The following is a 12,498-nucleotide window of genomic DNA, read 5'->3' as shown; positions in this document are numbered from 1 at the left end:
CACGGGCGGTGCAGTCGTCACGGGCGGTGCGGTCGTCACGGTCGATGCGGTCGTCACGGTCGATGCGGGCGGTGCGGTCGAGGGGGCGGGTCTACCACTTCGCCCAGGGGAGGTTCCAGCCGCCGAGCCCGTTGTCGGGGGCGACCGCCTTCTCCTTCGAGTTCACGACCTTGACCACGTCGCCGATCAGCGAGCTGTTGAAGAACGCGCCCGCGACGGAGTTGTCGCCGCCGCCCTCCACGTCCTTGAGCGAGACGCAGCCGTGGCTGGTGTTGGCCTTGCCGAACGGGTCGCCCTTGTACCAGTAGTTGCCGTGGAGGTAGGTGCCGCTGCTGGTCAGCCGCATCGCGTGCGGGACGGCGGGGATGTCGTACTCGTCGCCGAGTCCGACAGTCCGGGAGTTCATGTGGGTGACCTTCTCCTTGGACATGATCACCATGGTGCCGCCCCACGACGGGTGCTTCTCGTCGCCGAGCGTGGCGGGCACGGTGGTGGCCTTGCCGTTCCGGACGATCGTGAGCTGGTGCGTGGCGGCGTTCGCGGTGGACACCTGCGACCGGCCGATGGTGAACGGCTCGTCCCTGTCCACGTCGCCGTAGACGCCCGGCGAGACCTCGACGTTCTTCAGCCGGTAGTGGATGGTGACCTTGGTGCCCGGCTTCCAGTACTCGGCCGGTCGGAAGTCCAGCCGATCGTTACCGAACCAGTGGCCCTTCACTTCGGTGCCGTTGTCGGTCGCGAAGGTGATGCCCTTGGCAACGGCGTCCTTGTTCACGATCTTCCTGCTGAACTCCACCTTGACGATCATGCCCACGCCGTAGGTCTGGCCGTCGCCGATGTTGTCGTTGGTGGAGACCTGCTTGTCGGGCGCGCGCGTGGTGAACGCCGTGGTGGCGGCGGCAGCGAGGCCGTCGGCGTCCGTCGCCTGGGCGTTCACCGTGTACGCCGTGCCGGGTGCGAGCGCGGCGGCGGGCTTCCAGCCGGTGCCGTCCGGGGTGAGCGAGCCGGGCACGCGCTTGCCGTTCTTGTCGGTCACGTCCACGGTGGTGAGCCTCCCGTGGGAGACGGACACCTGAAGCGCGTTCGGGGCGACGCCCTGGGCGCCGTCCTTCGGCTCGACGTCCAGCACCGCGGCCGACGTCTTCGGCACGGCCCCGGCCGTGGTCGTGGCGGCGGGGTCCGTCACGCGGGAGGCCTCGGCGCCCTCGCCGTGGTGGCCGCCGCAGGCCGCGGTCATCAGCAGGATGCCGCCCATCGTCAGCGCCACAGCGCCGCGGTGGAATCGGTCGCCGGTACGTATCGCGCTCCGGGCCGCCTGAACAGTACTCACTATTGCTCCTTCTCGGTGATCACCGAGAGCCTGTCGGCCGCTTCGTCCCAGCAGCAAGGGCCAGCGTCCGATCTGGGACGCAGGGACGCCTCTACCGGCTTTGAGCTGGGAAGACGTAACCTTCCTGGGACGCGTCCATGGGACGGAGGAACGGCGTGCCCTGCGGCGGGAACCGCGGGAGCGTGAGCGGCGTGCCGAACCCGACCGCCGATGGCGGCCGGAGACGGCGGGGCGCGATCATTGCGGGACGCAAGAGCGGGGTGGAGGAACGGTGTCAGAGGGGTTCGGGGAGTTGAGGGAGCGGGACGGGATCGCGCGGCTGCTCGGGGAGCTGAAGAGCCGGTCGGGACTCAGTTACGGCGCGCTGGCGAAGAGGCTGCATCTGAGCACCTCGACACTCCACCGCTACTGCACCGGGGACGTGGTACCGACGGAGTTCGCCCCGCTGGACCACCTCGCCCGGCTGTGCAAGGCGACTCCGGAAGAGCTCGTCGAGCTGTACCGGCTGTGGGTCGTCGCCCACGCGGCGCGGGGAAGCAGGACGTCAGCCGGGCCCGAACCGTCAAGTCCGACGGGTCCGGCGGAGGCGACCGGTCCGACGGAGGCGCAGACGGGGGCCGAGGCGCAGGCGACACCGGACGGGAGAGGTGACGAGGCCGGACCGGTCCTCGCCGCCCGCGCCGAACCCGACCCCGTCCCCGGGGCGGCGCCGCGGCGGTGGCGGGTCCGCCACCGGGGGATCCTGGCCGCGGCGGCGGTCGCCGTGGTGCTGGCCACCATCGGGGCCGTCGCCACGGGGCTGGAGTCGTCCGCCGGATCTCCGGCCCCGGGCGGTCCCGACTCGCCGTCCTCCCCCGCGCTCGCCTCCGCCGGCACGGGCGCGGGCTCGCCGCGGCCGACCGGCGGGACGGACACGAGCGCTCCGATCAAGGTTTCGGTCAAGCCCTCCGGGTGGGACACCCCGTGCGATCAGTACCTGGTCGACCGCCCGCCGTCCGAAGTCCCTCGCCCGCCCCAGGTGCCGGACGTGGCGGGCTGGGTCTCCCGGCTCGGCGGGGTTCCCGGCCGCTACCTGTCGATCGAGATCGTCGTGCAGGGCACCGGCAGGGACACCGTGGTGCTGTCGGGCCTCAACGTCCGGGTCGCCCGGATCGCGGCTCCCCTCGCCTGGAACGCCTATTCCATGGGCGAGGGCTGCGGCGGTGGAGTCGACGTCCATTCCTACGACCTCGATCTCGACGCGGCCCGCCCGCGGCCGGTCGTGATCGAGGGCGGCACCGGCCTGCCGCTGAAGGTGAGCGAGGGCGACCCGGAGGTCATCGAGATCACCGCCCGGACCACCTCCCACGACGTGTCCTGGTACCTGGAGCTGGAGTGGTCCAGCGGCGACCGGAAGGGGACGCTCCCCGTCGACCTCGGCCACGGCACGCCGTTCCGCACCAGCGCGGTGAAGGGCCGGCCGCTGTACGTCCACCCGATCGGCGGACAAGCCTGGGAGCCGAGCCCGTTTCAGCAGTGACAGCGACGCGGCGCCCGACGTCCCGGTGCTCCGGGTCCGGCTCCGGAGCGACCGCTGCTCACCGGCGGGAACGGCTCGAGGCCGGCGCGGGCGAGCCTGCGCCAGGGGCGGGCGTAGCGAACCGCGATGCCGATGTCCGGGTCGGTGGAGTCGAGGTCGAGGTCGGCGATGGCGAGCGCGGCCCGGTTGTCGGCCGGGGCGCGGTGGAGCGAGCGGCCGCCAGGCGTCAGGCCATCGGCAGGACCAGGCGGAAGTGTGCGCCCCGCAAAACCGGGTGGCTGTTGGCACGGGCGTGCAGGGTGAGATCGCCCTCAGCTTCCAGTGCAACCTGCCGAGCGCGGTACAGTCCCCGCCCGCGGCCCTCCCCGCGGGTCGACTTCAGGTCACGGAAGACGAGATGCTCACGCCCTTCGGGGAAGCCGATACCGGGGCCGCTGTCCAACACGTCGACAAGCCAGTCGTCCTCCCCCTGCGGCTCGACCGAGACGGACACGGCGCCGGTACCGGACCCGGCCAGCGCGTCCGCCGCGTTTGCGAGCAGTTCGTACAGCAGGACCTGGGCGGCGCGGGCGCTGACCCGGGCCACCGCGGTCGGCGGTGTGCGGATGGCCACCGTCCAGCCCGGATAGGCACTCTCCCATTTCGCTCCCAAGGAGTGGAGCAGCGGAGTCAGGTCGGTCTCTCCGTCGATCTGCGAAGCGCTCGCCGAGAGGTCGTTCGTCTGCGCTGTGAGCCGGATCCACCGTGGATCGACCGGATCGATCTCCCCGTTCTTCTCCAGCAGGGCGAGGACGTCCTCGTAGTCGGGACTGAGCGCGTGTCGCCGCAGCTGCCACTCCCAGGACCGGCGGGTGCGCTCGGCGCTGGACCCGCCCTCCTCGGGACGGGTCCGCCACTCGGCGAGAGTCTCGACGAGTCGCTCCTCCGCGAACGAGCCGAGCACCAGCAGGACCCCGCACGAGCGAAACCACACGCGTTCCGTGGAGGCATCGACGGTCAGTCGCAGTCGTGCGAGCTGCGCCAGACCACCCCTCAGCTCCTCCTCCTGCGGGATCTCCCCATGAGTCTGCTCCTGGTCGTCCGGCTCGGCCTCGGCCGAGGCCTGGTGGACGGTGGACAGCACGCCGGACGCGGTCACCTCGTTCCCGGGTTCCTCCGTCTCCTGCCTGGAGGACTCCCCGGAGGCCGCCGCTGCCGCGAGCGCGGCCCAGAAGGCGATGCGGGCGACCGGCACCGCTTCCAACGGGCGCAGCACCGCACGCTCGATCGACGCGACGAACTCACGGTCGTGTCGCCAGCTCGTGAGCCATGGCCGCGAGCCGGCCTGAGGGCGCTCCTGCCGCTCGGCGAGGGCCCTGAGGAAGAGCTGGAGCAGTTCCGGGTCGGAACCCGTCTCGTAGGCCAACCCGTCGGCAACGGTCGCACCACCGAGACCGGTGAGGTCGACGATCCAGCGCAGCATCGTCCAGCGTGTCGCGTCGCCCACCCCGAGGTACTCGTCCAGCTGCTCGGGAGTCTCGCCCACGAAGGTCGACAGGGGCCACTGCGGTCCGAGGATGCGTAGCAGCGCGGCGGCCCGTCCGGTTCGAAGGTTGACGAGTTGCAGCAGCGACCGCAGATCGAGCACGGCACCCTGGCCACGACCGGACCGCCGCGCCATGTCGGGACCCACTGCGGCGAACGGACGAAGTCCTGCGAGTTCCTCGGGGTGCCGGGTGCCGGGGCCTCCGACGAACAGGTCGACCGAGCCTTGGGGGCGAAACCGCTGGAGTTCCCGGGAAGCGAAGACCGAGGGGAGGAGCGTCAGGAATTCGTCACCGACCGGGTCGAGCCGCCCGATCCACAGCGACTCGGCGTGCAGGAATTCGTCCAGGGCCTGCACGAACTCCACGGCGATGTCGTGCCCCCTGGTGGGGAGACCGGAGAAGGCACGGATCAGAGCCTTCGAAGTCTCGTCGATGTCCAACCAGGCTCTGAAGGCATTCGGGCAACGCTTACCGGGGTCGAGGTGCCAGTCCAGGACCTCGGAAGGGCTGGTGTCTCCCCAGGCCCAGTAGGGCAACGGTGGAACCGCCTCCGGGCCCTCGTCCTCCGCCCCCTGTTCGATCATCCTGGCGGCGGCACGGAGAAATCCGGCTTGGACCAGGGCGTCGAACCGATCGCCCCAGGGCGTTCCGTGCCGCTCCGTCGGGACTCTGGCCTTCAGTTCCTCCCTACCCTCGGCCACCGCACGGTCCAGGTTCTGCTCCACCTCGCGTAGCCGTCCGAGCGCCTCGGGCAGGGAATGTCGGCTCAGCTCCAGCAGCGGGGACTTCTCGAGGCCTGTCGGAATCGGTAGACCCGCGTCGTTCGCCTGCTGCGACAGTTCGCTCGCCTTGCGCTGGACGTCCTGGAGCGCCTCTGACCAGCGCGCCTTGAGAAGCTTGCGCCGCAAGTTCCGGAGTCTGCGCGACGCGGGGCATTCCTCCAGCAGATGGACGGCCATGCCGAAGTCGCCCGCCTCCAACAGGCTCAGGAAGACGGTCTGTTCGTCATCGTCGTTCGCCAGTCCGCCCAGCACGGCGTCGATGGCGTCGACCTCCTGCGGGCTCTCCTCGTCGTGCAGGGCGGTGACCAGTCGGCGGAACCGGAAGCGCTCCGGCCATACGCGGAGGATCTCGTCCATCGCGTCGCTCACCGATGCTCCTTCGACCACTGGGCGGCCGGGCTCAGTCGGTGCAGGACCGCGGACAAGGGGTGGCGGTACGGGTCGGGGAAGGCGTCCGCCTCGCTGGAGAGCGCGTTCCAATGGAGCGCGACGTCCGCGGCGAAGTCCCGCCAGCCGCGCTCGATCTCAGGAACGCCACCGCCGCGGGCTTCTCCGTGGTACGTGAGCCTTTTCGCGTCCAGAACGAGATTCTCGATGCGCCGGAAGTAGGGGCGCTGCTTGCGCCATTCAACCGGCTGCCCACCTGCGTCCGAGACCAGTCGGTCCATGTGCTCCTGCAGGTCGAGGTGGAGCCACGGAGCGAGTTCGGTCCGGGTCAGAACGTCCCCCCGTGCGGCCCTCTCCACGTGCGTGAGCAGTCCGTCGGAACTGAACAGGCCGTCGTGGATGACAAATCCCGAGGTGAAGGTGAACCGCTGCCGCCTGCGCCGGATCTGGTCCAAGAGCTCGGCGATGTCTCCCCACTGTGCCTCCACCTCCGCGGCTGACGGCGCACTGCTCAGCTGGGCTCTGAAGAGGTCCAGAGGCAGGGCCCGTGCGGTCCCCCGCGCGTGGGCCACGGCGTTCTCGGCGAACTCCCGCCAAACCCGGGGAAGGGCGTCGCCGACCGCGGCCACCACCGCTTCCCCGTCCTGTCCGCCCCAGAACAGGGCTTCTGCCAGACCGCCGACCGCGCCCACCGCGTTGGCAATGTCGCTCTCCAGGGCGACGACCGCCTCCCCCAGCCGGGCGCCCAGCGGACCCAGCTCGACAGGAACGGCGGCGGTACAAAGGGGCGACGTCAGCCCGCTGCCCACTTCGGGCAGGAGACGACCGATCAGGGACGCCTCCACAAAGTGGTGGCGCTCCCAGGCGTCGCCGACCAGCCAGCCGGCCCAGCGGTCCCTTTGCGTGTCGGGGATACGGTCCCGCAGCCGGAGCAGGGTCGCGGCGCCGCGCCGCAGGTCGCTCGCGGGAATCCCCTGGTCCTGCCAGACCTCCAGGAGGGTCCACGGCTCGGCCAGCCCGGACATCACCTCGGTGAGGACCTCGCCGTACCGGTTCCTCGGTGCCTGTCTGACCCTCACCAGCGCCCCACAGGCCGCGGCGACGGCGCCTGTTCCGGTCCCGGTCCGTTCCAGGCCGGATCCGATACCGTCCGACCGAGGGGCGCGGGACGGCGCCATGCCGAGGATGGACGCGATATCGGCGGCGAACGCTCCACTCTGCACCCGGATTCCCAGCTCCCCGCTGCTTTCCGGCCGCCCCTCAACGTGCACCCTGGCATGGCCGAGAGGCGCGAAGCTTCCGATCTGGACCGTGTCGTCGGCGATGACGACCCGAGCCGCGGCGGCGGTACGCCGGACAACGAGGTTCGATCGGTTCGAACCCGCGAGGGTGGCGAAGGACTTCACGGCGTCGGTGTCGTGGATGGGGGGATGGACCACGTGGACGTCGGCGCCTTCGGCAGCCCGTTCCCGCAGCGCGGTGGCGACCCGCTCGGTGGCCGCCTGGGGGCTGATCCGGTCGTCGGCCAGGACGAGCCGCGTGGAGGCCCCGTGCAGCGCCTGCCACAGGAAGTCGTCATGTGCCCCGTCCTCCACCAGCGTCACACTCGGATCCTCCTGGACGACCGCCCGAACCACCGCGAGCAGCGCCTCGTGGTGTTCGCGCCAGCTCTCCAGCCAGATCCGGCGCATCTCCGGGCTGTCGTCGGCCGGTTGGGGTGGGGCCGGCACCGGCACGAACCCCGACACGGGTGCCGGCGGGTCCTCGGCGAGAGCGTTGAAGTCCTGGCTCCTCGAACGGATCTGCATCGCCTCCTGCCCGGGGTACCAGGACCGCTGGAGCCGCCGCAACAGCGCGGCGATGCACTGGGGTACCGCTGTGCCATGTTCGGACGGCTCGACCAGGATGCCGAGGCTCCGGTCCTCCGACCTGACCGAGATCTCCAGCAGGCTGTGGGAGGAGACCAGTGCGCGGAGGTTGTCCTGGACCACGACGCAGCCGCTGGTCCGGGCGCTCCGCTGGGACAGAAGGACCTGGGACTTGTAGCGGAACGACAGCTCGCTGAAGGCGGTGCGCACCTCAGGAGGGAGTGAGTCGCTGGGTGTCCGCCCCCAGCTGATGACCAGCCGGATTCCCTGGTCCAGCGCCGAACGCAACTCCCCGAGCAGCGGATTCAGCGCCGCATAGTGGATGGTGGGGGTGACGATGACCACTTGCGAGCGGGCTTGGGCGAGTAGATCGCGGAGGGCCCACAGGTGTCCCTGGGCGTCCTGGACGGGGGTGAGCCGGGCCCGGGCCTGCCGCAGTGCCTCCGTCCTGTCCTGGATCTGGCGTGCGGTGAACTCCATCTCCCTCGGCAGATTCTCCTCGCCACCGTCGCCCTGGAACGGGTACCGGCGAGCCGGCCGATCGCGTCGTCAAGTCTGCGGAAGAGTTTGGACATTCCGTCCTGCGCCACCAGCACCCGCTCCGCCGCGCCACGAAGTTCCTGGACCAGGGGGAAGTCCGGCCGTTCGTCGCCGAGTGCCGCAAAGTACTCATGGATGCGCTCGCCCGCCAGCACGCTCCAGGTGCGGATCTCGGTCTCGTCGAGAAGCACGTTCAGACGGTCGGTGTCCTCGTCGATCTGGATGCGCGCGCTGACGGTGAGCCAGCGGATGTCGTCCGCGGGGCGCAGGAGGGGATTCCCGAACCCGACACTGAGGATGCGGCGCCGGTAGCCCGCGTTCCGGTCCCGGGCCGTCGCCACCTGCACCGCGGCGAGCAGTTCCCCGGGGGGCAGGTCGTGTGCCCTGATGCTCTCGTTGACCGGGGCGCGCAGCGTGCCGTAGGGCGGCGTGTGAGTGCCGTCCTTGTCCGGGAAGAAGCTCCCGGAGACGGGCTCGTACAGGTAGTCGCGCGTCTCGGTGACGGCGCTTGCCTCCTTGAGAGGAGAGCCCGAAGCGGCATTCATGGTTTCCATCACCGAGTCGCCGAGATCGAACCGACCGCTCACCAGGTCGACCGAGAGCAGGCCTCTCCCCCAGAGAGAGGCGACCACGTCCAGGGCCACCCGGTACGGAAGGACGAACAACTCGGCGAGGCCCTCGACCGTGGTGACCTCAGCTGCGACGGCCTTCATCACCAGGTCCTCCAGGACGCTCCTGCCGTCCTCCGGACAGACCACCACCTTGAGGGTCAATCTCCGGCAGGGCAGGGCTATCTGGACCAAGTTCCTGCTCATTCCATCACCTCGCTCGCCGGCACCACGACGCCGTACCTGTCGATGACGTCAGCGATCTGGCGCCAGTCCTCGCCACCGTGCGCGGTGAAGTGCTGCCGGTCCCCCACGATGACCAGGAGCCGTTTGGCACGGGACAGCAGCACGTTGATCAGTTCGGGTTGGCTGACGTGGCCGACCCTGTTGACCGTGCTCGGCTGTGTGACCAGAGCTTCCGGCCCTGGTGCGGAGCGCGGTCCGCTCCGCACCAGGGACACGATCACCCGGTCTGCCTCCGCTCCCTGGAAGGAGTGGACCGTGTGCTCGCGGCCCGCCAGAGCAGGCCGCTCGGCGAGCAGCGCGACCTGGGCCGCGTAGGGGGTGAGGACCACAAGGCTGTTGTCGGCCTTGAGGTCTTTGGGCGGCGCCGACACCGGGGTGAGGGACAGTGCCAGCCGCTCCACCAGATCGACCTCGCCGGTATTGAACCACCGCGGCTGCTCCTCGAAGCCTTCGCAGTCGGCCGTGTCGATCCACACCAGGGGTCGCGCCATCAGGAACTCGGGGTAGACCACGCCGTGCGGCATCACCTTGGTGGTCGTGAGGAAGCTCAACGGCAGCCCATCGGCGTCGACCTTACGGGGGACCGCCGGGTAGAAGGTGCGGCTGACAGGTTCGGCGATGGTCTTGACCATGCGGAACTGCTTCTCGAGCCGTCCTACCGCCGAGTCGGCGGCCGTGTAGTCGGAGGCGGTCTTCCCATCGAAGAAGTGCTCGAACATGCGCAGCGCCCTGCGGTGGAACTCCTGATTCTCGAACTCCGTCTTCGCCGGGCTGTCCTGGTGCTTGTCGAGGGAGGTGAGGAAGGTGTCGAACGCGTCCTGGCGGTGTGGGCCGAGCTGCCGATGGTCGCCGATCAGCGTCCAGCGCACGCCGAGGACGAGCGGAACGACGATCTCCGTGGGCCAGGCCTTGGCCGCCTCCTCGACGATCACCCAGTCGAACAGGTCCTTGGGGTTCCACCGGCCCTCGTTGATGGTCGCCGCGATGTTGCAGGTGGCCAGGACCACGCTCGCCCCCGCCCGTACGCGCTCGGTGAGTTCCATCAGGTCGGAGCCGACGTGGCCCAGCCACTCCCCGGCGAGTTTCCGCAGTTCCCCGGTCAGCGGTGGCAGGTCGTCGAGGGCGATGCCGCGCTTGCGGGCCAGTCGCAGCGTCCCCGCGTCGTAGGGCCGGTCCTGGTAGGGCGGCTCCTCCTCGCTCCCTCGTTCCAGCCTCGCGCCCAGGACCGCTGTGACCGTGTTGGCGACATCTGCCGTGAGGTTCGGCAGGGTGTGCCTCTTGACCACTTCGTCGGTCACCTTCTGAGCGTCCCCCAACGAGGTCTCCCGGAGGATCAGCGAATGGGGCCCCTGACCGTCGATGAGCTTTCGGGCCAACCCGTCGAGGGTTTGGTTCGACTGGGAGCTGACCAGGATGCGCGCGCCCTTCTCCGCCTCCAGGTTCTTCTTGATGGCCGCTACCGTCAGGGTTGACTTGCCCGCGCCCGGTGGCCCCTGCAGGGCGTAGAAGGGATGCGTTCCCAGCATGGTCGCCATGGTCTTCCGGGACTCCAGGCTGAGCTTGCGCTCCTCGGGGATGGTCGGCTCGAGCCACCGTCCCCTCCCCAGGTCGAAGGACCGCGGGGCGCGCAGCGCCTCGACCAGCATCGGCTGGGCCTTGAGCAGGGTGAGCGCACGCTCCTGGCGGTTGAGCTGCGGCGTGGTGCCACCATCGCCGTGGGGGCGGATCCACCCTGTCTCAGGGATCTCCGCACCGGGCGGAGCCTGCACCCGGATCGCGCTCTCGTTCACCCACCGCAAGAAGCCGGCCGTCACCGTCGAACTCCGGCTGAAGTATGGATGCCGGCCGGATCTGGGGACGAGGTCCACCTGGGTGAAGCCCTTCTCGCTGTCGAGGGCGTGGACGAAGTCGCCGAGCGGTGGCCGTCGGCGGGGGTCCCCGCAGTAGGCGGTCAGCAGCCAGTCGCTGTGCCTGCGGTAGTCGTCCGCCTCGCTGTCGAGTTCGAGGACCACCTGCCCGCGCGCGTTGGGCCCGACCCGCCGGAAGGCGTAGCAGCGGGAGTCGACCTCGGCCCGCTGGTAGTCGAGGAGGAACTGGAGCGAGCGGAGATACATGGCGTTCGGGCCATCGGATCCCAGGTGGTCCCGGACCGCCTCCTCCAGGTGGGTCCACTTGGGGCGACCGACGAGCACTCCGGTCAGGTCCTGCCCCGGCCGGAAGGGCACCAGCTGAATGCTCTCCACCTTGCGCCGTCGCTTGGCGTAGACGAGCTCCCTGGTGATGTCCTTCTCCCGCAGGTACTTGATCACCAGGACCTCGTGGTAGAGCCTTCGCTTCCCGGTCATCGCCTGGTAGTCGTGCAGGACGGCGCAGAACCACACCGCCCGTTCGCCCACCAGCACCCACTCGGCCTCCCGCAGGCGGTCCACCGGGCCGCTCGCGTAACCCAGCGCACCGTTCGGGGCGTGCACCAGCTCGGCGGAGGTGAGCTCCTTCTCCAGGAAGGCCTGCAACTCCTCCCGGCCCGCCTTGCCGGTCGGACTGTGCTGGATCCACTGCCTCTCCTGGTGGAGCATCTCGCTCTCCTCGGGCATGAACGCCACGAGGCGCGGCACCGTCGCCGTCTCGGCGATCCAGTGCGCCCGGATCGTCTCCCAGTGCGTCTCCAGATGCTTCGCCGCCTCGAAGGAGGTGAACCGCGTCCGCGGAAAGGGGTCGAGCATCCGCCGCAGCGTATGAACGAGAGCGTCGGGCAGGCCCGACGTGCCGAGGTACCCGACCATCGCCACGTGCAGATCGTGCAGAGCCGCGGCACGCTGCGGCCCCTGTGCCGCCTCCAGGCCGGCATACGGGCCAGGCAGCACCACGTCGATCTGTCCGCAGAACCACTCCCAGGCGATCACGCCGAGTCCGAAGACGTCCGTGCTCACCCAGTCGCGACGGATGCTCGCCCGCTCCTCGAACAGGTATGCGTGCAACTCCGTTGCCAGATAGGCGTGATGTCGCGCCTGCGTCACCCCTGGCGGCGGTGTCGTGTAGAACTGACGAGCGCTGTCCGCCGCGTCCCCGGTTTCTCTCGCACCCACATTCCGGATCACGTTGCCGATCAGGGTGCTCATCTCGAAACGCGAGAGGGTGATGGCCACGTCGTAGGGGTCGTCGGGGTCCAACTGTTGGACGTTGAGAGCGGCGGCGGTGAGGTTCCGGTGCATGATCCCCGCACCGTGCAACTCGCTGAGAGCATCAAGCAGCAGGCTGAAGTGGTCGAGCGCCTTCAGCGGCGCGCCCTGGAACATGCTGATGCTGTCGTCCATGGTGATCGGCATCCCCCGCTCCCGCGTGAGGGTGAAGGCCACCCGCTCGGCGGGGACGAACTTGCCCAGGACGATCCGCGGGAGCGCGGGGTGGTTGAGGGCGCCCACCCGGAGCAGATTGCGGGCCGCGTGCTCCCAGAGTTCTCCGGCGAACTTGTGGATGTCGCAGAAGATGGTCAGTTGGAAGAGGTCGTAGCGTGTGTCGTCGTCGCCGTTGGGCTGCAGCGTCGCTCGCACCAGCCGGTCGGTGACCACGACCACGGGGTCACCGACGCAGCTGTAGCCGCCGAACGGAGCACCGTCCCGGCAGAAGAGCCGGTCGATGAGATTCCTGTGCTCGTCAAGACTGGCCGTGGTCACCGGTCCATTCTGGCCAGA

General features: G+C 69.7%; 5 protein-coding genes. 1 reads left to right on the top strand and 4 read right to left on the bottom strand.

Annotated elements, in window-relative coordinates:
* Positions 1 to 91: 91 nt before the first annotated feature.
* A complete protein-coding gene (locus LNW72_RS33485) occupies positions 92 to 1,330 on the bottom strand; it encodes an Ig-like domain-containing protein (RefSeq protein ID WP_250978787.1) in 1,239 nt (412 codons plus the stop codon).
* A gap of 271 nt (positions 1,331 to 1,601) precedes the next feature.
* Between LNW72_RS33485 and LNW72_RS33480 the strand changes: the two genes are divergently transcribed.
* On the top strand, positions 1,602 to 2,849 hold the full coding sequence (locus LNW72_RS33480) for a transcriptional regulator (RefSeq protein ID WP_250978786.1): 1,248 nt from the start codon (positions 1,602 to 1,604) through the stop codon (positions 2,847 to 2,849).
* A 226-nt stretch (positions 2,850 to 3,075) separates the two neighbouring features.
* Here LNW72_RS33480 and LNW72_RS41790 read toward each other — a convergent pair whose 3' ends face one another.
* The 3 genes from LNW72_RS41790 to LNW72_RS41785 form a co-directional block, all read right to left on the bottom strand.
* Entirely contained in the window at positions 3,076 to 5,526 is a 2,451-nt protein-coding gene (locus LNW72_RS41790) for an ATP-binding protein (RefSeq protein ID WP_250978785.1), read from the bottom strand.
* Positions 5,523 to 7,892, bottom strand: coding sequence for a hypothetical protein (locus LNW72_RS33470; RefSeq protein ID WP_250978784.1), 2,370 nt, complete (start codon positions 7,890 to 7,892; stop codon positions 5,523 to 5,525). The genes LNW72_RS41790 and LNW72_RS33470 overlap by 4 nt, the downstream gene beginning before the upstream one ends.
* A gap of 871 nt (positions 7,893 to 8,763) precedes the next feature.
* Positions 8,764 to 12,480 carry an AAA domain-containing protein gene (locus LNW72_RS41785; RefSeq protein WP_250978783.1) on the bottom strand — a complete coding sequence of 1,239 codons (3,717 nt, stop codon included), beginning with the start codon at positions 12,478 to 12,480 and terminating at the stop codon, positions 8,764 to 8,766.
* Between the last annotated feature and the right edge of the window lie 18 nt (positions 12,481 to 12,498).

Origin of the sequence: Streptomyces sp. RKAG293 (assembly GCF_023701745.1) — a bacterium.
Lineage (GTDB): Bacteria > Actinomycetota > Actinomycetes > Streptomycetales > Streptomycetaceae > Actinacidiphila.
Note: the sequence above shows the minus strand (reverse complement) of the source record. Positions and strands in the feature narration are given on the sequence as shown.

What these genes read in the sequence shown, in the direction of transcription:
- LNW72_RS33470 (WP_250978784.1), bottom strand. Translation starts at nt 7,892, where the DNA reads ATGGAGTTCACCGCACGCCAGATCCAGGACAGGACGGAGGCACTGCGG.